At 70.0% G+C, this 21,575-nt stretch carries 18 protein-coding genes; 10 read left to right on the forward strand and 8 right to left on the reverse strand.

Going from position 1 to position 21,575, the window contains the following annotated elements:
* Positions 1 to 36: 36 nt before the first annotated feature.
* From AMETH_RS01200 to AMETH_RS01220, 5 genes are all read left to right on the forward strand, one after another.
* Positions 37 to 1,005 (forward strand): decaprenyl-phosphate phosphoribosyltransferase, encoded by a 969-nt coding sequence (locus AMETH_RS01200; RefSeq protein WP_026153695.1) that lies wholly within the window; start codon positions 37 to 39, stop codon positions 1,003 to 1,005.
* Complete coding sequence (locus AMETH_RS01205) at positions 1,002 to 2,960, forward strand: arabinofuranosyltransferase (protein ID WP_017986198.1); 1,959 nt, start codon at positions 1,002 to 1,004, stop codon at positions 2,958 to 2,960. The genes AMETH_RS01200 and AMETH_RS01205 overlap by 4 nt, the downstream gene beginning before the upstream one ends.
* Before the next feature lie 68 nt (positions 2,961 to 3,028).
* The gene (locus tag AMETH_RS01210) at positions 3,029 to 3,808 is read left to right on the forward strand and encodes a hypothetical protein (RefSeq protein ID WP_017986199.1); all 780 of its coding nucleotides are present in this window, start codon (positions 3,029 to 3,031) and stop codon (positions 3,806 to 3,808) included.
* 27 nt (positions 3,809 to 3,835) lie between these two features.
* On the forward strand, positions 3,836 to 5,968 hold the full coding sequence (locus tag AMETH_RS01215) for a hypothetical protein (RefSeq protein ID WP_223843026.1): 2,133 nt from the start codon (positions 3,836 to 3,838) through the stop codon (positions 5,966 to 5,968).
* Positions 5,969 to 6,114: 146 nt separating this feature from the next.
* Complete coding sequence (locus tag AMETH_RS01220; protein ID WP_017986201.1) at positions 6,115 to 6,357, forward strand: hypothetical protein; 243 nt, start codon at positions 6,115 to 6,117, stop codon at positions 6,355 to 6,357.
* A gap of 976 nt (positions 6,358 to 7,333) precedes the next feature.
* Here AMETH_RS01220 and AMETH_RS01225 read toward each other — a convergent pair.
* Both AMETH_RS01225 and AMETH_RS01230 read right to left on the reverse strand, forming a co-directional pair.
* Entirely contained in the window at positions 7,334 to 9,274 is a 1,941-nt protein-coding gene (locus tag AMETH_RS01225; RefSeq protein WP_017986202.1) for a glycosyltransferase, read from the reverse strand.
* A gap of 67 nt (positions 9,275 to 9,341) precedes the next feature.
* On the reverse strand, positions 9,342 to 9,824 hold the full coding sequence (locus AMETH_RS01230) for a GtrA family protein (protein WP_026153696.1): 483 nt from the start codon (positions 9,822 to 9,824) through the stop codon (positions 9,342 to 9,344).
* 76 nt (positions 9,825 to 9,900) lie between these two features.
* Between AMETH_RS01230 and AMETH_RS01235 the strand changes: the two genes are divergently transcribed.
* Entirely contained in the window at positions 9,901 to 11,292 is a 1,392-nt protein-coding gene (locus AMETH_RS01235) for a decaprenylphosphoryl-beta-D-ribose oxidase (RefSeq protein WP_051079482.1), read from the forward strand.
* Positions 11,289 to 12,047, forward strand: coding sequence for a decaprenylphospho-beta-D-erythro-pentofuranosid-2-ulose 2-reductase (locus AMETH_RS01240; protein WP_017986205.1), 759 nt, complete (start codon positions 11,289 to 11,291; stop codon positions 12,045 to 12,047). The genes AMETH_RS01235 and AMETH_RS01240 overlap by 4 nt, the downstream gene beginning before the upstream one ends.
* Positions 12,048 to 12,121: 74 nt before the next feature.
* Here AMETH_RS01240 and AMETH_RS01245 read toward each other — a convergent pair whose 3' ends face one another.
* From AMETH_RS01245 to wzm, 4 genes are read right to left on the reverse strand one after another with little or no spacing between them, the layout of a single operon-like run.
* Positions 12,122 to 12,484 carry a nitroreductase/quinone reductase family protein gene (locus tag AMETH_RS01245; protein WP_038531795.1) on the reverse strand — a complete coding sequence of 121 codons (363 nt, stop codon included), beginning with the start codon at positions 12,482 to 12,484 and terminating at the stop codon, positions 12,122 to 12,124.
* 56 nt (positions 12,485 to 12,540) lie between these two features.
* Positions 12,541 to 13,428 carry a galactofuranosyltransferase GlfT1 gene (glfT1, locus tag AMETH_RS01250; protein ID WP_017986207.1) on the reverse strand — a complete coding sequence of 296 codons (888 nt, stop codon included), beginning with the start codon at positions 13,426 to 13,428 and terminating at the stop codon, positions 12,541 to 12,543.
* 25 nt (positions 13,429 to 13,453) lie between these two features.
* Positions 13,454 to 14,263, reverse strand: coding sequence for a galactan export ABC transporter ATP-binding subunit Wzt/RfbE (gene wzt / locus AMETH_RS01255; RefSeq protein ID WP_017986208.1), 810 nt, complete (start codon positions 14,261 to 14,263; stop codon positions 13,454 to 13,456).
* 9 nt (positions 14,264 to 14,272) lie between these two features.
* Complete coding sequence (gene wzm / locus AMETH_RS01260) at positions 14,273 to 15,229, reverse strand: galactan export ABC transporter permease subunit Wzm/RfbD (RefSeq protein ID WP_017986209.1); 957 nt, start codon at positions 15,227 to 15,229, stop codon at positions 14,273 to 14,275.
* 222 nt (positions 15,230 to 15,451) lie between these two features.
* Between wzm and AMETH_RS01265 the strand changes: the two genes are divergently transcribed.
* A complete protein-coding gene (locus tag AMETH_RS01265) occupies positions 15,452 to 17,053 on the forward strand; it encodes a hypothetical protein (protein ID WP_017986210.1) in 1,602 nt (533 codons plus the stop codon).
* A gap of 71 nt (positions 17,054 to 17,124) precedes the next feature.
* Here the strand turns inward: AMETH_RS01265 and AMETH_RS01270 are convergent, their stop codons facing one another.
* Positions 17,125 to 17,679 (reverse strand): bacterial proteasome activator family protein, encoded by a 555-nt coding sequence (locus AMETH_RS01270; RefSeq protein ID WP_026153699.1) that lies wholly within the window; start codon positions 17,677 to 17,679, stop codon positions 17,125 to 17,127.
* Positions 17,680 to 17,801: 122 nt separating this feature from the next.
* Here AMETH_RS01270 and AMETH_RS01275 point away from each other — a divergent pair, with 122 nt between their 5' ends.
* A complete protein-coding gene (locus tag AMETH_RS01275; RefSeq protein WP_026153700.1) occupies positions 17,802 to 19,001 on the forward strand; it encodes a cysteine desulfurase-like protein in 1,200 nt (399 codons plus the stop codon).
* Here AMETH_RS01275 and AMETH_RS01280 read toward each other — a convergent pair.
* Positions 18,998 to 19,975 carry an NAD(P)H-quinone oxidoreductase gene (locus AMETH_RS01280; protein ID WP_017986213.1) on the reverse strand — a complete coding sequence of 326 codons (978 nt, stop codon included), beginning with the start codon at positions 19,973 to 19,975 and terminating at the stop codon, positions 18,998 to 19,000. The two genes, AMETH_RS01275 and AMETH_RS01280, sit on opposite strands and share 4 nt — an antisense overlap.
* A 75-nt stretch (positions 19,976 to 20,050) precedes the next feature.
* Here AMETH_RS01280 and AMETH_RS01285 point away from each other — a divergent pair, with 75 nt between their 5' ends.
* Positions 20,051 to 21,532, forward strand: a complete 1,482-nt coding sequence (locus AMETH_RS01285; protein ID WP_038531797.1) for a M28 family metallopeptidase — start codon at positions 20,051 to 20,053, stop codon at positions 21,530 to 21,532.
* Positions 21,533 to 21,575: the final 43 nt, after the last annotated feature.

Below are 21,575 nucleotides of genomic sequence, written 5' to 3' on the forward strand. Positions count from 1 at the left end.
ACCAAATCAGTGAACAACGCCGCGGAAGCCGAGATCGTGGACGAAACCAGCGAAACGGCCGAGGCGAAGACCGCGCAGTCGGCGGAGCCTGCCGAGACGGCGACCGAACCGGCTCCGGCGGCCAAGCGCGGCCCGGTGGGCATGGTCCTCGGCGTCGCCAAGACCGCACGGCCGAAGCAGTGGGCGAAGAACGTCCTGGTCTTCGTCGCGCCGTTCACCGCGGCCCAGATCACCAACGGTTCGGTGCTGCTCGACGCGGTCATCGCGTTCGTGGCGTTCAGCCTGGTCGCGTCGTCGGTGTACCTGATCAACGACGCGGTCGACGTGGAGGCCGACAAGGCGCACCCGACCAAGCGGAACCGGCCGATCGCGGCCGGGATCGTGCCGGTGCCGGTCGCGTACGCGGCCGCGGTGCTGTTCTTCGGCGTCGGCCTGGGGCTGTCGTTCCTTGCGAGCCCGGAACTGGCCATCGTGCTGGGCGTCTACGAGGCGGTCCAGCTGGGCTACTGCTTCGGCCTCAAGCACCAGCCGGTGATCGACCTGGCGATCGTCGGGTCCGGCTTCCTGATGCGCTCGATCGCGGGTGGTGTCGCCGCCGGCATCGCGCTGTCGCAGTGGTTCCTGCTGGTCACGGCGTTCGGTTCGCTGTTCATGGTGGCGGGCAAGCGCTACGCCGAGATCATGCTCTTCGAGCGCACCGGGGCGAAGATCCGCTCGTCGCTGAAGAAGTACTCGGCCAGCTACCTGCGCTTCGTGTGGGCGACCGCGGCGGCGATCCTGATCATGTCGTACTCGCTGTGGGCGTTCGAGCTGCGTGAGGGCGCCGACCAGTCGGTGTGGCCGGTCATCTCGATGGTGCCCTTCGTGATCGCCGTGCTGCGCTACGCGGTCGACGTGGACGGCGGCACCGCGGGCGCGCCCGACGAGATCGTGCTCAAGGACCGGATCCTGCAGGTCCTCGGCGTGCTGTGGGTCGCCACCCTCGGGATCACCTTCTACCTGTGACGACCACCTTGGCCCGGCCCGGCGGCGGCACGTCGACCGAACCCGCTCCGCGCCCCGCGCTGACCCGCCTCGGACCCGGCCGCACGCTGGCCGAGCTCGTGCTGGGCACGGTCGCGGCGGTCGTGTTCAGCCTGGTCCTGCAGTTCGGCTCGAACAAGCTGGGCGTGGACCCGGGCACGTACGTGCCGGACGCGCTGGTCAACCTGGCCGTCGCGGTGATCGTCGTCGTGTTGTTCGGGTCGCTGGCCTACAGCGGCGCGGCGCGCTGGCCGTTGTGGGTGCGCCTCGGCGGCAGCTGGGCGGCGCTGACCGCGCTGTCCACCCTGCTGCTGGCGATCCCGCTGCAGGGCACCCGGTTCTTCCTCGGCGGCTCCAGCGTGGACAACACGTTCCGCCTGCAGTACCTGGAACGCCTGACCGAGACGGCCGGGCTGGGCGACGTGAACTACCACGGGCTGGCCGCCTACTACCCGGGTGGCTGGTTCTGGCTGGGCGGCCGGTTCGCGAACCTGCTCGGCCTGGAGGGCTGGGCCGCCTACAAGCCGTACTCGATCACCTGGGCCGCGGTGTCCGGGGTGGTCGCGTTCGTGTTGTGGAGCCTGGTCGTGCGGCGCCGGATGGCGCTGCTGGCCTCGGTCGCCACGGTGCTGGCTGGGTTCGTCGCTCTCGCGCCCGAGGAGCCGTACGCGTGGCCGACCACCGCTTGGCTGCCGCCGGTCATGCTGCTGGCCTGGCACGCGCTGCGCTCGCGTGAGCGGGTGCCGGCCTGGACGCTGCTGCTGATCGGCATCTACCTGGGCTTCTCCGCGGTCACCTACACGCTGCACGTCGCGTACGGCGTGGCTGCCGTGGTGGTGCTGGCGCTGGTCGCGCTCGCGCTGGACGTCCGCGCCGGGCAGCAGCCGTGGCCCGTGGTGCGGCGGTTGCTGTTGCGCTTGGTGGTCATCGGCGTGGTCACCGCGGCACTGGCCCTGATCACGTGGGGCCCGTTCATCCTGGCGGGCGGGCTGGGCAAGCCGAACGTCGCCGCGCACTTCCTGCCCGAGATCAGCGCCTACTTCCCGATGCCGTTCACCTCGGCGAACGCGTTCGGCGTGCTGTGCCTGGCCGGGCTGGTGTGGCTGGTGCTGCGCGCCCGCCGCGACCCGGTCGCGCTGGTGATGCTGGTGCTGACCGCACTGTCCTACGCCTGGTTCGCGTTGTCGAACCTCGCGCTGTTGGTCCGTACCACGCTGCTGTCGTTCCGGTTCATCGTGACCGTCGATGTGGTGCTCGCGGTGGCCGGCGTGTTCGCGCTCGTCGAGCTGGTGCGGGTGCTGCCGCGGCTGATCGGCCGGGTCCGCCCGGTGCGGACGGTCGCGTTCGCGCTGGCCGTGCTCGGCGCGGTGTCGGTGTCCCAGACGATCGTGGGCACGACCATGAAGGACTCGGTGGACACCGCCGAGTCCGACTACTACCCGGACGGCTGGACCGCGAGCTTCGGGCACGACCCGGAGCAGGACGGGTACTGGACACCGGAGCTGATCAGCACGATCGCCGAGCTGACCGGGCGGCCGCCGACCGGCAACATCGTGTTCTCGGCGCACGACCGGCTGCTGTCGTTCGAGCCGTACTGGGGTTTCCAGCAGACCACGCCGCACTACGCGAACCCGCTGGCCGGCTACACGCAGCGCAACGACGAGATCCGGTCCTGGGCGACCGCCCGGGACTCGGCCGACCTCCTCGCGCGGCTGCGGTCGAACCCGCACGAGGCGCCCAACGTCTTCGTGCTGCGGCGCGCCGACGACGGGAAACTGCTGGCGCCGGTCGTGTCCGACACCTTCCCGCGTGCCGTGCCGATCCGGGTCGACGAGGTCGAATTCGCGCCGGAACTGTTCTCGGCACCGGAGTTCGAGCGGCGCGACGTCGGTCCGTTCACGGTGATCGTGGACTCGTCGGCACCACCGATTAGCTGAATGTGTGAGTTTCTCGTAAACTGCTTCGCACAACACTCGTTGATCGGAAACGCAGAGGGGGCACCGGCGTGACCTACCCCCTGTACCGCACCGGCACGATCGCCGTCGTGGACGGCGTCGCGCACCGGGTTTCGTATGCGGTGGGCGACAACTACGTGCACTTCCCGCAGGTGCGGGACGCGCGACCCGCGCCGTTCCCGCGCCAGGAACTCGCTGGCCCGGTTCCGGTGGAGATGTGTGAACGCGTTTTCTCGGTGCAGGTCTACGCCGCCTACCGGGACCACCGCGTGATGGTCGACGCGGCGTACGACAACGGCACCGCACGCGTGCTGGAAGCCGAATGGGACCACGAGTGGGCCACCATCAACGGTTTCGTCCAGGAGAACTCCTACGAGTACTACAAGACCGTCGACATGCGGGATCTGCGTGACTACGCGGAACGGCAGAACGACCTGTTGTTCACGCGGTGGCGCGCGGCGCGGTTCGCGCGGCCGGTCGAGGGCATCACGCCGCACGGCGGCTGGCCCAACGGTCAGGCCGCGGTGGTCAGCGGCCGCCCGCGGTCCGGTGTGCTGGAGACCGAAGGCGGCCGGGTCGCCGAGGTGAGCACGCGCGCGGAGTACCTCGGTTCGTCGTGCGAGGTAGCGGGGATCACTTTGGACGGTTCGGTCGGGGTGCGCTACCTGGGCAGCGATTTCGAGCGCGCCGAGGCCGACGGGTTCCGCCAGGATGCGGACGGCCGCTGGTCCAAGACAGTGCACATCTTCGATCTCGCGCGCTACCACGAGGTCCACCGGGACCTGCTGTTCGACCAGTGGCGTGAGTCGAGGGATAGCCTGGCCCGATGAGGCAACCACGGAACCAGGCTCGGGCGTGTGCGTGAAGTGACACAGGTTCTGGACGCATCAGACGAGGTCGACCGCACCGCTCGCCGGCCGCGCCGCGCGCTGCCGGGAAATCCGGCGTTCTGGCTCACCGGGGCGCTGGCCGCGCTCGTCGGCGTGGTGTTCGTGGCCAGCGGCATGGCGTGGAACCAGGGCAAGCTGATCGCGCCGCTCGACGACGTCTACATCCACCTGCAGTACGGGCGGCAGCTGGGACTGGGGCGCTTCTTTCAGTTCAACACCGGCGACGAGATCAGCGCCGGGGCGAGCAGCCTGTTGTACGCGCTGGTGCTGGGTGCGGCGTACCTGGTGGGGTTCCACGGCACGTTCTTCCTGGTCTTCGCGATGGGGTTCGGCATCCTGTGCTTCGCGCTGGCGAGCGGGCTGGTCACGGTGCTGGGCACGAAGCTGGTGTCGCGTTCGGTCGGTGTGTGGTCGGGTGTCCTGGTCGCGTTGAGCGGGCCGCTGGCGTGGGGTTCGGCCAGTGGCATGGAGGTCGGCCTGGTCATGCTGCTGGTGGTCGCGATGCTGCTGGCGTTCGTGACCGAGCAGCCGTGGGCGCGGTTCCGGTGGACGCCGGTCCTGGGCGGTGTGCTGGCGCTGGTGCGGACCGAGGGCCTGATCCTGGCGGTGACGCTCGCGTTCGCGGCGTTGTGGACGGTGTGGGCGCACCGGCGCATGACCCGTGCGCGGCGGACGGTGCTGCGAGCACTGTGGACACTGCTTCCGATCGCGGTCGGTGTGGCCCAGCTGCTGTTCTACAAGATCGCGACGGGAACGGTGTCGGCGAACGGCATCCAGTCGAAGTCGTTCCTGCACGACCGGCCGGTGTTCTGGCTGAGCGAGTTCGCGGACCGCACGATGGCGAACGCGCGGGCGTTCGTGAGCATCTTCCTGGGTTTCGACGGGCAGGACTACGCGTTCCCGGGCGCGTTGCTGGTGTTCGCGGCGGGGATGGTCTACGTGTTCCTGACGCGGCCGACATGGCGGCCGATGCTGTACGCGCTGGCGGCCGGGTTGTTGCTGATCCTGGTTTCGGTGTCCACTTTGAACACCGCGCTGGTGCACGAGCTGCGGTACGTGCAGCCGTTCATGCCGGTGTTCATCCTGTTCGTGGTGATCGGCGTGTACGGGCTGAGCCGGATCGCGACGCGGGAGCGGGCGCGGCGGATCTCGCTGCACGGCGCGCTGGTGGTGGTGCTGGTGTTGTCGCTGGCGACGCTGCCGAGCTGGTCGGTGCGGTTCGGCCGGGCGACGGCGGCCATTCGGGACACGGACGTGTCGGTGGCGCAGTGGGTGCGGGGGAACCTGCCGCCGGGTTCGGTGGTGGCGGTGAAGGACGTCGGCGCGGTCGCGTACTTCGGCGGGCACCGGGTGCTGGACCTGATCGGCTTGGGCACCAACGGTTTCGCGGCGCCGGCGAACAACGGCACGGGTTCGTTGTACGAGGCGCTGAAGCACCTGCCCGCGGCGGAGCGGCCGGGGTACTTCGCGGTGTACGACCCGTGGCCGGGGCCGTCGATGGAGCCGCTGAAGGACGTCGGGGTGTTGCGGACGCCGTCGGAGATGAGTTTCGAGGTGCAGGCGCAGCCGGATCTGGGTGGCCGGTTGATCGTCCCGTTCCGGCGGCTGAACGTGTACGAGGCCGACTGGTCACTGGCGGGGAGTGGTGACGAGCAGGCGGTGCCCGGTGAGCTGCGGGACTACGTGAACGTGGGTGACCTGCGCAGCGAGGGGGAGCACGGGTACGAGCCGGTGCTGGCCCAGGTCGGCACGCAGCCGTGGACGTCGCTGGGCCGGGTGGGCGACGTGATCGACAGCGCGCGGCCCATCGTCGGCGGGGAGAAGTTCATGGCGCACAACCTGGTGCCCGGCCGCCCCCTGACGCTGACATCCCGTACGGCGATGCACGGCACGGTCTTCGACATGCGGGTGCTGGTCAACGGCGTGGAGGCGGGCGTGTGGACGCGCGATTCCCAGCAGGGCACGTGGTCCACGTACAGCTTCACGGTGTCGGCCGAACTCGTGACGGCACCTTCGGTGGAGGTCGAGATCCGGCAGCCGCGCCCGCTGTTGAACCCGTACCCGGACTACACCTCGTACGGCTACTGGCTGAGCCAGTAGGCCACGCTGTCCGGCCGCCCGGCTGGCTGGCTGCCCGGAGCGCCTGGCGCCTCCTGCGCCGTGTGATCGGCCTCTGCTGCGCCCCCGGCCTCTGCTGTGCGCGAACTTGGTTGCCGGACAAGATCGGCGGCTGGTGTGCTGGACGTATGACTGACGAGAGGCCCGCACTGGTCCTGCACCTGGCCACCGGCGGCGAGCCGCTGCTGTTCGCGCTGCCGCCGGAGGACGTCGAAGAGCTGGAGAAGGAGCTGCACCTGCTGCTCGAGCACGGCTCGGTGCAGACCGTGAAGACCAAAGAGGGAGCGAAGGTGAGCGTGAACTTCAGCCGCGTGGCCGTCGCGTACATCGACGACCTGCAGCGGAAGAACAGGGTCTTCGGCCTGCGTTGACCCGCCCACGTGGCGCAGCAGGGGCGCTAAGCCACGCCTGCATGGGTGGCCCAGCGGCGGTGCCACGTGGGCGCCGGCCGCCCCTGCACGAGCGGCCAGCGGTGACGGCACGAGTGGCCCAATGGCGGCCCGCCGCCTGCACGAGCGACCCCGCACGGCTGGCCCGGCGGTGCCTGCACGAGGGGGGCCCAGAGGGGCGTTTGGCGCCACGGGAGGACCGGTCGTGGCCGCACGGGTGGACCAGTGGTGGCCTGCACGAGTGGACCGGCGGTGCCTGCACGAGGGGGCCCAGAGGGGCGTTTGGCGCCACGAAAGGACCGGTCGTGGCCGCACGAGTGGACCAGCGGTGCCGGCACGAGTGGACCAGGGACCAGCGGTGCCTGCACGAACGGACCAACGGTGGCCCCAGGAGTGGGCCGTTGGCGCTGTCCGCACGAGCGGCCCAGCGGTAGAGGCACGAGTGGGCCAGTCAGGACCGCACGAGGTGGCCGTTCGTGCCAGCACGGGTGGCCCAGCGGCGGTACCACGAAGGGACCGCTCGTGCACCCCCGAGAGGCGCAGCGGTGGTCGCGCGAGAGGGTTCAGTCGTCGGCACGAGTGGCCCACTGGCGGTGCTTCAGAGGCCGTTCGCCGGCATGAGTGAGGCTGACGTGGGCGCCCGGGGAGCCGGTCGTGCCCGCGTGAGCGGGCCAGCGATGTGCCCGCGAGAGGCCCAACCGCGTCCGCGAGGGGCCCACCGCGTCCGCGAGGGGCACAACCGTGCCCGTCCCCCGAGAAGTCCAGCCACGCACCTGAGAGAGGCCAGCCACGCACCTGAGGGCCAGCCACGCACCTGAGGACCAGCCGCGCCGCGAGAAGCCCAACCGTGCCGCCACGAGCCAACCCCGCCCCACCACCAACCCCACCCACAAACACCCCGCCAAACAAAACCGGCCCTGCCGCACAGCAGCAGGGCCGGCCAAAACCCACAACAACCTCAGAGCCGGTACAACCGCTTCCAGTTCTCGCGGCTCGTGAGCTGCGGCAGGGCCCGCTTGTACTGCGCCTGCACCGCGTGCCCCTCCTTGCGCAGCCGGTTCAGGGTCTTCAGCGCGCGCTTGCCCAGTTCGAACATGCGTTCCCGGTCGTACTTGCGCACCCGCACGCCCTCCTGGGACGCGTCGGTCACCACGGCCGTGTCGAAGAGCGCCACGTGCCACCAGTGGGCCTCGTCATTCGGCACGGCGCCCAGCGCGAAGCGGGACCGGCCGCGCAGCCGGTCGAACACCCGCTTCACCAGGATCAGCCGCTGCAGCGCGGGACGCGGCGCGGCGTTGATGATCCCGATGTCGTTGGACGCGATCCCGGGCACCTCGGTCGCGTCGTGGCGCTTCGTCTCCGGGTACTGGGCCCGGATGGCTCGAATTTCCTGCATCGCGGCGACACCGCCGTCCTCCAGGATCGACGGGCCCTCCAGGAAGTCCTCGACCGCCTTGATCAGCGTGTGCGTCAACCCGTACTGCATCCCGAGCAGGTACCGGACCACCTGGGCCATCAGCGTCCGGCATACCACGTTCAGGTTGAAGTCACTGTGCAGCGCCGCGGTGATGATCGAGTTGCGCAGGTTGAAGTACCGGTGCCACTCGTCCCAGTCCTTCCAGTGGAAGTCGGCGTGCCAGACACCCGCGCCGGGCAGCGTGACCGTCGGGAAGCCGTGCGCCCGCGCCCGGTAGCTGTACTCGGCGTCGTCCCACTGGAAGAAGAACGGCATCGGGTATCCGATGGCCTTGACCACCTCGTACGGGATCAGGCACGACCACCAGCCGTTGTAGCCGGCGTCGAGCCGCTTCTCCTGGCGGTTCGGCTCGCCGGTCTCCTCGTCGACACCCAGCAGGTCGGCCGTGTGCAGGCTGTGCTCGACCGGCACCCCCGGCTCCAGCGTCTCCAGCCGCGCGTACTCGGCACCCACGTGCAGCTGGTGCGGGTGCAGCAGGTTCAGCATCTGCCCACCGACGATGACCGGGTTCGCGGCCATGTTCGAAAACGCCGTCATCCGCACGACCAGGTCCGGCTCGAGCAGCACGTCGTCGTCCATGAACAGGACGTTCGCGTGCTCGGTCTCGGTGTGCCCGGCCACCTCGTACAGGCCGCGGGTGAAACCGCCCGCACCACCCAGGTTCGGCTGGGTGATGTACTTCAGCTTGTCGCCGAGGTCTGCCGCGACCTGCGCGAACCCGTCGCGCGAGTCGACCCGGTCGGTGCCCTGGTCGGCGACGTAGATGGCGTCCAGGGTGTCCAGCGACTGGAGGTCACCGGCCAGCGCCTGCAGGTTCTTCAGGCAGTCGTCGGCGCGGTTCATCGTGCAGATGGTCACCGCGGTCGGCCGGATCTTCTCCGGCGGCTCGACGGTCCACCGCACCCGCTCCACGGTCAGCCGCTGCCCGGCCTGGGTCTCCAGGTCCAGCCACAGCGCGCCGCCGTCGTAGAACTTGTCGATCTTGATGTCGAACGCCACCACCACGCCGTCGGCGCCCTCGACCTCGCGCGCTTCGATCGTGCGCGGCTCGCCTTCGAAGTCGGACGCGCGCACCGCGAGCTGGCCGGCCCCGCTCACGACGGCCTCGACCCGGACCTGGCGCACCTTCGTCCAGCGCTGCCAGTAGCTGGCCGGGAACCGGCCGAAGTAGGTGTTGCCGGACACGCGCGCCGACGGCTCCAGCGTCGCGCCGTCACGGCCGCGGTTCACGACACCCTCGAGCACCTCGGAGTAGAGGTCCTTGGAAACGATGGGCGACGGCCCGGCGTACAGCCCGCGCTGCGCGGTCAGGCGGCCGTGGGGAACGTGTTCGGCGAACGTGGTCTGGTCCTCTTTCGCCTGGGCTCCGTTGGTCTTCGCCTTCGCGGGGGCAGGCTTTCCCGCGGCAGTCTTGCCGGCCATCAGTTCTCAGTCCTCCAGGGGAATCCGATTAGCGCCAGCCAAGTTACACGGGTCACCTGTGAACGAATCACGAGCCGGACTCCGGCGAAACATCGGTCACACCTTGTTCGCGGAAGACAACCCACTTGAGCATCACGAAGTTGATGGCGGTCGCCGTGCCCTGCGAGATCACCCACGCGACGGTCGGCTTGAACGCGAACTCGCCGAGCACGTGCAACATCAGCGCGTTCACGCCGACGGCCACGAAGAAAGTGACGCCGTACAGCAGGACGAAGCCGCCGATCTGACCCTTGCCGTCTTTGCGGCCACCGGAGAACGTGAACTTCCGGTTAAGGAAAAAGGCGGTCGTGGTGCCGACGATGAAACTGATCGCACGCGCCACCGTGTCCCACGGAGCGTAATCAAGTCCGATCGCTCGTAACACCGTGTAGGTACCGAGATCGAGCAACGCGCAAAATCCGCCGATCAGCGCGAATCGCACCAACTGGCCGAGCAGGCCCGGGCTCGCCTTCGCCGTCACTGCCTGCTCCTGCGGTTCCGTAGACACCACTGCACTACCTCGCCAGCGTGCGATTTCCAGGACTGGAAAAGTGTAGAAGCGCCTCGGTCAAAGCCGCCCCCCGGGGATGGTTACCCTGGTCCGGGTGAACACGACACCGCATACCGAGCGGCGGACACTCACCGGGTGGGGTCGCACCGCCCCGACCGTCGCAGACGTGCTGACCACGCCGGACGTGGAGACGATCGCCCGCGCGGTGGCGCAGGCCGGCGAGCGCGGCGTGATCGCCCGTGGGCTCGGCCGCTCCTACGGGGACCCGGCGCAGAACGCCGGTGGTCTCGTCATCGACATGACCGCCCTGAACACGATCCACTCGATCAACCCGGACACCGGAGAGGTCGACCTGGACGCCGGGGTGAGCCTCGACCAGCTGATGAAGGCCGCGCTGCCCTACGGTCTGTGGGTCCCGGTGCTGCCCGGAACGCGCCAGGTGACCATCGGTGGCGCGATCGCCAACGACATCCACGGCAAGAACCACCACAGCGCGGGCAGCTTCGGCAACCACGTGCTGTCGATGGACCTGGTGACGGCGGACGGCCAGATCCGCACGCTGACCCCGGAGGGCCCCGAGTCGGAGCTGTTCTGGGCGACGGTCGCGGGCATCGGCCTGACCGGCATCATCGTGCGCGCGAAGATCCGCATGAAGAAGACCGAGAGCGCCTACTTCATCGTGGACGCGGACCGCACGTCGAGCCTGGACGAGACCCTGGAGCTGTTCAGCAACGGGTCCGACCTGAACTACGACTACTCGATGTCGGTGCCGGACCTCATCAACTCCGACAGCCGCCTCGGCCGGGCCACGTTCTCCCGCGGCTCGCTGGCCAAGCTGGACCAGCTGCCGCCGAAGCTGCAGGCCGATCCGCTGAAGTTCGACGCGCCGCAGCTGATGACGCTGCCCGACGTGTTCCCCAACGGCCTCGGCAACAAGCTGACGTTCGGGATGCTGAACAACATCTGGCAGCGCACGGTGCCGAAGAAGGGCGCACGCGGCAAGATCCAGAACCTGACGCAGTTCTACCACCCGCTGGACATGCTCAGCGAGTGGAACCGCGCATACGGTTCCAAGGGTTTCCTGCAGTACCAGTTCTCCGTGCCGTTCGGTCGCGAGGACGCGTTGAAGGACCTGTGCCGCAAGATCGCGACGTCGGGCCACTACTCGTTCCTGAACGTGTTCAAGCGGATGGGCGAAGGCAACCGCGCGCCGCTGTCCTGGCCGTCGCCGGGTTGGATGCTGTCGGTGGACTTCCCGATCAAGGACGGCCTCGGCCGCTTCTGCACCGAACTCGACGAAGACGTCCTGGCCGCCGGTGGGCGGCTGTACACCGCGAAGGACTCGCGCACCACGCCGGAGACCTTCGCGAAGATGTACCCCCGGCTGGAGGAGTGGCGCAAGATCCGCCAGTCGGTCGACCCCGAGGGCGTGTTCGCGTCCGACATGAGCCGGAGGCTTGAACTGTGATCGACGCTGTTGGCAACCCCCAGTCGCTGCTGCTGCTCGGCGGCACGTCGGACATCGCGCTGGCCATCGCGCAGAAGTACCTCGCGGACGCGCCCGAGCTGCGCGTCGTGCTGGCGGCACGGGCGTCCGAGCGCCGCAAGCTGGCCGCGGAGAAGCTGCGCGCGGCAGGCGCCTCGGTGTCCGAAGTGGACTTCGACGCGAAGGACACCGCGTCCCACCCCGCGGTGCTGGACCAGGCGTTCGCGCAGGGTGACATCGACGTGGCCGTGGTGGCGTTCGGCCTGCTCGGCGACAACGAGGAGGCGTGGCAGAACCACGCCACCGCGGTCGAGCTGGCCACGGTGAACTACACCGCGGCGGTGTCGGTCGGCGTGGCGCTGGCGGACAAGCTCAAGAAGCAGGGCCACGGTTCGGTGATCGCGCTGTCCTCTGTGGCCGGTGAGCGCGTGCGGCGGTCGAACTTCGTGTACGGCTCGACCAAGGCCGGCTTCGACGGGTTCTACCTCGGCCTCGGCGAGGCGCTGGCGCCGTTCGGCGTCAAGGTCACGGTCGTGCGGCCGGGCCAGGTCAAGACGAAGATGACCGAGGGCCTCGGCAAGGCGCCGCTGGAGCAGACGGCCGAGCAGGTCGCCGAAATCGCCGTCGACGCGGCGCGCAAGGGCAAGGACCTGGTGTGGGCGCCCGGCGCGTTCCGCGCGGTCATGTCGGTGCTGCGGCACGTGCCGCGGCCGATCTTCCGCAAACTGCCGATCTGATCGTTCCACGCGAAAGGCCCCGGGCACTCGAGGTGCCCGGGGCCTTTTTCACGTCTGGCAGGTCGGAAGCCGCTTCAGTCCAGCGGCTCCAGCAACAAGAGCGGGATCCGGCGGTCGGTCTTCCGCTGCCACTCCAGATACGTCGGCCAGACCGCGACGCCGTACTCCCACCACTCGCGCCGCTCCTCGCCGTCTAGCTCGCGGGCGACACAGGGTTTCTTGACCGGGCCGTCCTGCAGCTCCACCACCGGATGCGCGCGGATGTTGCTGACCCAGCCCGGATTCGCGCGGCCGCCGCCGTTGGACGCGACCGCGAGGTACTTCCCGTCCTTCTCGATCCGCATGATCGGCGACTTGCGGATTTTGCCGGTCTTGGTGCCGGCGGTCGTGATCACGATGATCGGGCCTCCGCCGGGCTCTCCCCCCGGAGGGATCACTCATGTCCAGCACAAGGCGGTGAGCCGCCGTGCTATTCCCGCCGGCCGCGTTCTCGTCAGTAGCGGAAGAAGCGTTCCCGCTGCCCCTGCCGCACCAGCTTGAGCCACTGCACGAACGCGCCCGGGTCCCGTTTCACGCCCACGAAGTACAGGCCGAACCGCAGGATCTCCAGCGCACCGATCTTGCGCATCCCGGGCTGGGACAGCAGGTAGCCGCGGTTGCGGTAGGTGTAGTAGCGCTTGACCTCGTTCTCCGGGTCCTGCGCGTGGAACCGCCCGCCGAGCATCGGCTTGAACTCGTCCGAGCCGTCCGGGTGCAGGTAGGACACCCGCAGCGACGTGCCGAACGGCAGTCCGGAACGGACCAGCCGCCGGTGCACCTCGACCTCGTCGCCGCGCACGAACAGCCGCAGGTCCGGCACGCCGACCACGTCCAGGGTGGACGACCGGAACAACGCGCCGTTGAACAGCGACGCGATGCCGGGCAGGAAGTCGGTGCCCAGCTCCGCCGAGGACCGCTTCCAGGTCAGGCCCCGGCGCAGCGGGAACGCCAGCTTGTCCGGCGCGTTGATGTTGGTGACCATCGGCGAGATCTCGGCCAGACCGCGCTTCTCGGCCTCCTCCAGCAGCACCGCCAGCACCGTCTCGTCGGCCGGGCGGCCGTCGTCGTCGGCCAGCCACACCCACTCCGCGCCCAGCGCGAGCGCGTGCAGGATCCCGAGCGCGAACCCGCCCGCGCCGCCCAGGTTGTGGTGTGACGGCAGGTACGTGTACCGCCCGGGGAACGACTCGACGACGTCCCGCGCGGGCTGGTCTGGACCGTTGTCCACGACCACCAGGTGGTCCACCGGCCGGGTCTGTGCGGCGATGATCTTCAGCGAGTCCGCGAGCAGCTCACGGCGGTGCCGCGTGACGACCACCGCCGCCACACCGCCCGGTCGCATCGGAGCCTGCTCCGGACCGCTCATGTCACTCCCCGCCCTGTACCGCCGGCGCGGCGTCGATCCGCTGCGCGGCTTCCGCGCTGATGTTCTCGAACGGGTCCCGGCCCTTGTACGCGGTGAGCACCTCGCGCAGGCCGCCCCGCATCTTCATCCGGCCCTCGTCCATCCAGATGGCCGTCGTGCACAGCTCCAAGAGTAGGTCGTCGGCGTGCGAGGCGAAGACCAACATGCCGGAGCGGTTCACCAGATCCACGAGCCGGTCCCGCGCCTTGTTGAGGAACGCCGCGTCGACCGCGCCGATGCCCTCGTCGAGGATCAGGATCTCCGGGTCGATCGTCGTGACCACGCCCAGTGCGAGCCGCACCCGCATACCGGTCGAGTAGGTGCGCAGCGGCATCTGCAGGTAGTCGCCGAGCTCGGTGAACTCCGCGATGTCGTCGACCCGCTTCTCCATCTGCTTGCGCGTCATGCCGAGGAACAGGCCGCGGATCATGATGTTCTCGTAGCCGGAGATCTCCGGGTCCATGCCGACGCCGAGGTCGAACACCGGCGCGACCTTGCCCTGCACGCGGGCCAGGCCGCGGGTGGGCTCGTAGATGCCGGACAGCAGCCGCAGCAGGGTCGACTTGCCCGCCCCGTTGTGGCCGACCAGCCCGACCCGGTCACCTTCGCGCAGCGACAGGGTGATGTCCTGCAGCGCCTCGATGATCGGCACCTTCGACTCGGTGCCGATCTTGCCGCCGACTTTGCCGAGGACCTTCTTCTTCAGCGACCGCGTCTTGGCGTCGAAGATCGGGAAGTCGACGTACGCGTTCTGCACATCAATGCTGACCATGGTCTGTTCTCACACCCAGTAGGAGACGCGGGCCCGGTAGTTGCGCATGGCGACGAGCGCGAGCAGCCAGCCCACGACCGTGATGCCACCCACGGCGACCCAGCTCCAGATGCTGACGGCCTGGCCGATCAGCGGCGCGCGCAGGATCTGGACGAAGTGGTAGATGGGGTTCAGGTGGATGATCGGCTCCGCCCAGCTGGCAGCGCCACCGCGCTGACCGGACTTGAGCTGGTCGATCGGCCAGACGATCGGGGTCAGGTAGAACAGCAGCTGGATCAGCGAGTTGATCACCTGCGGGATGTCCCGGTACCGCGTCGAGATGATGCCCAGCAGCAGCGTCACCCAGACGCCGTTGAACGCGAGCAGCAGAAACGCCGGGATCGCGGAGAGCGTGTACCAGCCCAGCCCGGGGTGGCAGATGTTGTCCGGCGTGCACATCCCGCTCTGCGACAGCGCGTAGTCGTCGTTCAGGCTGCCGAAGAAGACGCCGACCACGACCACGATGACGATCAGGTTGTGCGCGAACATCAGCGTCTGCCGCCACACCGTGCGCAGCGCGTAAACGGTCAACGGCGCGCGGATCTGCTTGATCAGACCCTCGTTCGCGATGAACGTCTCCATGCCCTCGGTGAGGCAGCCGCTGATGAAGGCCCAGACGATGAACCCCGCGCTGATGTAGGGCAGGAACGTCTGGATGTGCATGTTGAACAGCTGCGAGTACAGCAGCCCCAGGCCGAGCGCGATCACGCCCTGGCTGATGGTGATCCAGAACGGGCCGATCACCGACCGGCGGTAGCGCTGCTTGATGTCCTGCCAGCCGAGGTGGCTCCACAGTTCGCGCTGGCGGAGTCCTTCCTTGATGTCGCCGAACGCGCGCCCGAAGGTGCGACTGTCCGACAAGGGCGGAAGCTCAGCCGCGCGGGCGAGATCTTCGCTGGTCTGATCGACCGTGCTGGTGGCTTGCACGGGACCTAGCGTAGCGAGCGGGACACGCGCACTCCGGGCAGGGCGGAGACGCCCGATTTGGCTGATCGTCGGGCGAAATCACGCTGTGCCACCGTGCATGACGGGAGCGTGCGCGGATCGGCGCGTACGCTCACGCCCGTGATCCGGTCGCTCGCCGCCGCGGACCGCGTTGACCAGGCGGGGGTGCGCACCGGAACGGCCGGCGTGGGGAAGGGCGGCTGAATGACCACTGTCGAGGCGCCGCGGCGCCGCACTCCGATCCGCGGCTGGGTGTGGGCGGCGGTCGCGGCGTTGCCGGTCGCGTTGACGGCCGCGTGGATCGGGCTCGGCCACGACGTCCGGTACGTGCTGGGCGGTCTGGACGTCAGCCCGTTCGGCGCCACCGGCACGTTCGTGCACCGGCCGCTGGCCTACCGCTGGCTGGCCGAGGGGCTGAGCGTCTTCGACGTCGGTTCGGTCGGCGTCGGCGAGGGCCTGGTCCGGCTGGTCGCCCTGGCCCTCACGGCGGGCGCGGCGTGGTGGTTGCGCGCCGGGCTGCGTCAGCGGCTGCCGTCCGGGGAGGCGTCGGCGGTGGCCGCGGCCGTCGGGCTGGCTCTGGCGCTGGCCCCGAACTGGGACTTCCTGCAGCCCGAGTGGGTCGCGGCCGTGTCGGGTACCGCCGCGATCGGGGCCGCGCTGCGGACGTCGAGCCTGCTCGCCGGGCTGCTGCTGGCGCTGGCGGTGCTGGTCGGGTACGCCACCCTGCCGGTGGCGTTGATCGCGCTCGGCGTGATCGCCGTGCTGGACCGGCGGCGTACGGCGCTCGCCGGGATCACCGCCGTGGTGTCCGGGCTCGCGCTGTTCGGGTTGAGCCTGCTCGCGCCGCGGGAGTGGCGGTGGCTGCGGGAGGCGTGGCTGCTCAACGACGGGATGGCCCGCGACCTCGGCTCGATCGCGCGGTTCATGGCCAACGAGGCCATGCTCGTGCCGCTGGTCGCGGTGCTGCCGGCGAGCCTGGTGGTGCTGGTGCGCGTGTCCCGGCGACGCTGGGCCTGGCCGGTGCTGACGGTGCTCGCGCTGGCGCTCGTGCTGGGTGCGGCGGTGGTGCAGGGCCAGTGGTTCCAGTACCACCTGGCCGCCTGGGTCCCGCTGGCCGCGGGGCTGTGGGCGCTCGCCGTCGCGCGCTGGACGCTCGTGCACGGGCGCCCGCCGTGGGCGCTGGTCGGGGCGACGGTCGTGGTGCTGTTCGCCGCACGTGTGTGCCTGGGCGCGTCCTACGCGTGGCGCTCCGGCCACGGCGCGCTCGCGTACGGGCTGCTCGCCGGCCTGGTCGTCGCGGCCACGCTGGCCTGCGCGTTCGAACCCGGCCGCGGCGGACGGCAGGTGCTGTCGGTGCCGGTGCTGGTCGGGGTGCTCGCCCTGACGGTGCCCATCCTGCCGACCACGCCGTACTCGTTCGACGGCGTGCACGCCGACTACACCAACGCCGGCCGCGTCGACATCGAGCACAAGTTCACCGAGGAGATGCTGGCCGTCCGCGACCGCATCGGCGCGGACACCCCGGTGACCTACCTCGCGTTCGGCGACATCGCCTACTTCACGCGCAACCCGACGCCGTGCCGCTACCCGTCGCCGGCCCACCTGCGGCGGGGCATGGACCTACCGTCGGTGCGGGACACGGCGAGCTACGCGGAGAACCTCGCCTGCCTGTCCGACCCGTCCGTCCGGTACGTCGTCGTCCAGCCGCTCTGGATCGACGCCGCCGGCCTGGTCGAGGGCCGGTTCGACTGCACACAAGCGATCGTCAACGACGACGTCGTGGTCTGCCCACGCGCCGACAACTAACGGCGAGTTCCACGTTCAGCGCCGCGAGTTCTGCGTTCCGGCGCGCGAGTTCTGCATTCGCGCGCCGGACCTCACAGGTACTGACCGGTCCCGCTGATCCCCGGCGCCTGGCCCTCCTGGCCGCCGCGCCCGGCTGGCAGCCCGCGGCGCATCTGCTCCAGCTGCACCCGCGCCGCCATCTGCTGCGCGAACAGCGCCGTCTGGATGCCGTGGAACAGGCCCTCCAGCCAGCCGACCAGCTGGGCCTGCGCGATCCGCAGCTCGGCGTCGGACGGCGTGGTGTCGTCGGTGAACGGCTTCACCAGCCGCTCCAGCTCGCTCTGCAGCTCCGGCGCGAGCGCCTGCTCCAGCTCTTTGATCGAGGTCTGGTGGATCTCACGCAGCCGGTCACGGCTCGCGTCGTCCAGCGGCGCGGCCCGCACCTCCTCCAGCAGCTGCTTGATCATGGTGCCGATCCGCATGACCTTCGCCGGCTCTTCGACTAGGTCACCGACCGACTCCTGGTGCTCGTCGTCCTCCCGCGGGATCCGGGCCGTGCCCACCGGCGAACCGTCCGGGCCCACCACGACCACGCGGTGGGGCTGCTCGTCGGGCGAGGGCGACTCGGAAAACTTTGGCTCTGTCATTGCTCCATCCTGGCTGGTTCGTCGACGCGCTGGGTTCGAGCCTAGCGTTCGCGGAGGTCCGCGGTCGCCGACAGCCCAACCCCGGACGCACTGCGAAACTACTCGTCCGTACGGTGTTGTCCATGGCGTTCGACGTCGCTCGAATTCGTGGGTTGTTCCCCGCGCTGGGTGACGGCTGGATCCACTTCGACGGCCCTGCCGGAATGCTGGTACCCGAACAGGTGGCCTCGGCCGTGTCGACGGCGATGCGTGCCCCGGTCTCCGGCCCGGGCGGCGCGTTCCCGGCGTCCCAGCGTGCGGAGAGCATCGTGACCGCGGCCAGGCGGGCGGTGGCCGATCTCGTCGGTGCCGATCCGGCTGGTGTCGTGCTCGGTTCGAGCGCGGCGGTGCTGTTGCGCCGGCTCGTCGACGCCCTGTCCGAGCGCTGGACGCTGGGCGACGAGGTGGTGGTCTCGCGCCTCGACGAGCAGACCAACATCGCGCCGTGGACGCACGGCGCGAAACGCGTCGGCGCGGTCGTGCGCTGGGCCGAGATCGACATCGAGAACTGCGAGCTGCCCGCCTGGCAGTACGAGAACCTGGTCAACGCCCGCACGAAGGCGGTGGCCGTCACCGCCGCGTCGGGCGCCGTCGGCACGCGGCCCGACGTGCCCACGATCGCCGAGTTCGCCAAGCGCGTCGGCGCGCTGGTGGTCGTCGACGCCACGGCGGCGGCGCCGTTCCTGCCGCTCGACATGAACGCGCTGGGCGCGGACGTGCTCGTGGTGTCCGCGCAGGCCTGGGGCGGCCCGGCTGTCGGCGCCCTCGTCTTCCGCGACCCCGACCTGCTGGAACGGCTCCCGTCCGCGTCGCTCGACCCCGGCGCCCGCGGCCCCGCCCGGCTGGAGCTGGGCCCGCACGCGTACCCGCTGCTCGCCGGGCTCGTCGCGTCGATCGACTACCTCGCCGGCCTGGACGACGCGGCCACCGGCTCCCGCCGCGAGCGGCTGGTGACCTCGCTCGGCTCGGCGAAGTCGTACCACGCCGGGCTGCTCGCCCAGCTCAGCACCGAGCTGCGTGCGCTGCGGCACGTCATGGTCATCGGCGATGCGATGCGCCGCATCCCGGCGCTGGCGTTCACCGTCACCGGCAAGAAGGCGCCGGAGATCGCGGAGTACCTGGCCTCGCAGGGCCTGTGCGCGTTCGCCGACCTCGGCACCAGCGGCGTGTTCGCCGCGCTCGGCGTCGGAGAGGTGGGCGGCGCGGTGCGGATAGCGCTCGCCCACTACTCCAACGTCTTCGAGGTCAACCAGCTGGTGCGGGTGCTGGAAGAACTGCGTTAACCGCGGACCGAGAGCAGCACCTTGCCGAACACGCCGCCCTCCTCCAGGGCCTGGTGCGCCTTGCCCGCCTCGGACATCGGCACGACCTGACCGATCACCGGCCGAACCGCGCCCTCCGCGACCAGCGGCCACAGCCGTTCCCGCACGTCCGCGACAATCCGGGCCTTGTCGTCGACCGGCCGCGCCCGCAGGGTGGTCCCGGCGACGCTGGCGCGCTTGGCCATCAGCTTGCCGATGTTCAGCTCGCCCTTGACGCCGCCCTGCATCCCGATGATCACCAGGCGGCCGTTCGTCTTCAGCGCGCTGACGTTGCGGTCCAGGTACTTCGCGCCCATGTTGTCGAGGATGACGTCGGCGCCGCCGGTCTCGTCGCGGAGGACCTCGACGAAGTCCTGCTCCTTGTAGTTGATCGCGATGTCGGCGCCGAGCTGGCGGCAGCGGTCCAGCCGGTCGGCCGAGCCGGCGGTGACCGCGACCGTCGCGCCGAGGGCCTTGCCGACCTGGATCGCGTGCGTGCCGATGCCGCCGGCGCCGCCGTGCACGAGCAGCACCTGGCCCTCGGCCAGGTTCGCGTGCATCACCACGTTCGACCACACGGTGCAGGCGACCTCGGGCAGGCCGGCGCTGGTGATGAGGTCGACCTCGCCGGGCACGGGCAGCAGCTGCCCGGCGGGCACGACGACGCGTTCGGCGTAACCGCCGCCGGCCAGCAGCGCGCACACCTCGTCGCCGACCTGCCAGCCCTCGACGCCCTCGCCGAGCTCGGCGACCGTGCCCGAGCACTCGAGCCCGAGGATGTCGCTCGCCCCGGGCGGCGGCGGGTAGTTGCCCTGGCGCTGCAGCAGATCGGCCCGGTTCACCGCGCTCGCCGCGACGTCGAGCAGGACCTCGCCGGGGCCCGGCCGCGGGTCGGGAACCTCGACCCACTCCAGGTTGTCCGGGCCGCCGGGTTCACGGAGCTTGATCGCATGCATGTGCCCGACCCTATTGCCGGGGTACGCCGAATGCACGATTGACCTCCACGCGAATCGGGACAAAAGTGACTGCCCATGTCACTTCGGCCAAAGAGATCCTTTGCCGCCCTGGTGCTGACCGCCGCGCTCGCGACGGCCGTCACCCCGGCCGCGATCGCAGCCCCCACCCAGTTACCCGGCCAGCTCGTCAAGAAGACCGATGTGGGCTCCATCAACCGGCACCTGATCGCGTTGCAGCGCATCGCCGACCGCAACGACGGCAACCGTGCCGCAGGCACCGACGGGCACGCCGCCTCCGCCGAGTACATAGCGGGCAAGCTCGAAGCCGCCGGGTATTCGGTGACGCGGCAGGAGTTCCCGTTCATCTTCACCGAGACGATCGAGGAGAAGCTGACGGTCGGCGGCGCCGACGTGCCGATCACCGTCATGACGTACACGGCGTCCACGCCGGCGGGCGGGATCACCGCCCCGCTGGCCGTGGTGCTGGTCGACGCCACGCCCGGTTGCGAGGTCACGGACTACACCGGAGTGGCCGGCCGCATCGTCCTGGTCTCGCGCGGCGGGTGCACGTTCGCGCAGAAGCAGGCGGCCGCCGCGGATGCGGGCGCGGTCGCGGCGATCATCTACAACAACGAGGCCGGCCCGCTCAACGGCACCCTGGGCGACCCGGCGGCCGCGCGGATCCCGACGGGCGGCATCTCGCAGGCCGACGGGCAGGCGCTGTCCGGCCAGAACGGCGCCACGGTCACGCTGGACCTGCGTGAGTTCCAGGAGCCGCGCACGTCCTTCAACGTGATCGCCGAAACGAAGACCGGCCGCAAGGACAACGTCGTGATGGCAGGCGCGCACCTGGACAGCGTGCCGGAGGGCCCGGGCATCAACGACAACGGCACGGGTTCGGCGGCGCTGCTGGAGATCGCGTTGCAGCTGGGCGGAAAGCCGAAGGTGGAGAACGCGGTGCGGTTCGCGTGGTGGAGCGCCGAGGAGTTCGGCCTGGTCGGCTCGACGCACTACGTGGATTCGCTGAGTTTCGAGCAGCAGCTGGACATCGCGCTGTACCTGAACTTCGACATGATCGGCTCGCCGAACGCGGCGTACTTCGCTTACGACGGCGACGATTCCGACGGGGAGGGCGCGGGCCCCGGCCCGTACGGCTCGGCGCAGATCGAGGCCGAGCTGACCGGGTACCTGAACGCGCGCGGTGTGCCGACGGAGGGCACGGACTTCGACGGCCGCTCGGACTACGGCGAGTTCATCGCGGTGGGCATCCCCGCGGGCGGGCTGTTCACGGGCGCGGAGGACGCGAAAACCCCGGAGCAGGCCGCGAAGTGGGGCGGCCAGGCCGGCGTCGCGTTCGACCCGTGCTACCACCAGGCGTGCGACAACCTCGGCAACGTCGACCGGGTGGCGCTGGACCGCAACGCGGACGCGATCGCCTGGACGCTGGGCACGTTCGCGCTGAGCACGGAGTCGGTCAACGGGGTCGCGCCCGGCAAGGCGGCGGTGAAGCCGCATCGCGCTCCCGCCGCTCAGGCGAGGGCGCTGGCCGCGGCCTGACGAGTGCGCTCCGCCCGGCCGTTCGCTGGGCGGAGCGCAGCGG

Source organism: Amycolatopsis methanolica 239 (assembly GCF_000739085.1).
Classification (GTDB): Bacteria; Actinomycetota; Actinomycetes; order Mycobacteriales; family Pseudonocardiaceae; genus Amycolatopsis_E; species Amycolatopsis_E methanolica.

Coding starts and splice junctions, on each gene's coding strand:
- AMETH_RS01220 (WP_017986201.1), top strand. CDS start 6,115: ATGACTGACGAGAGGCCCGCACTGGTCCTGCACCTGGCCACCGGCGGC.
- AMETH_RS01225 (WP_017986202.1), bottom strand. CDS start 9,274: ATGGCCGGCAAGACTGCCGCGGGAAAGCCTGCCCCCGCGAAGGCGAAG.
- AMETH_RS01235 (WP_051079482.1), top strand. CDS start 9,901: ATGGTTACCCTGGTCCGGGTGAACACGACACCGCATACCGAGCGGCGG.
- glfT1 (WP_017986207.1), bottom strand. CDS start 13,428: ATGCGACCGGGCGGTGTGGCGGCGGTGGTCGTCACGCGGCACCGCCGT.
- wzt (WP_017986208.1), bottom strand. CDS start 14,263: ATGGTCAGCATTGATGTGCAGAACGCGTACGTCGACTTCCCGATCTTC.
- AMETH_RS01265 (WP_017986210.1), top strand. CDS start 15,452: ATGACCACTGTCGAGGCGCCGCGGCGCCGCACTCCGATCCGCGGCTGG.
- AMETH_RS01270 (WP_026153699.1), bottom strand. CDS start 17,679: ATGACAGAGCCAAAGTTTTCCGAGTCGCCCTCGCCCGACGAGCAGCCC.
- AMETH_RS01275 (WP_026153700.1), top strand. CDS start 17,802: ATGGCGTTCGACGTCGCTCGAATTCGTGGGTTGTTCCCCGCGCTGGGT.
- AMETH_RS01280 (WP_017986213.1), bottom strand. CDS start 19,975: ATGCATGCGATCAAGCTCCGTGAACCCGGCGGCCCGGACAACCTGGAG.
- AMETH_RS01285 (WP_038531797.1), top strand. CDS start 20,051: ATGTCACTTCGGCCAAAGAGATCCTTTGCCGCCCTGGTGCTGACCGCC.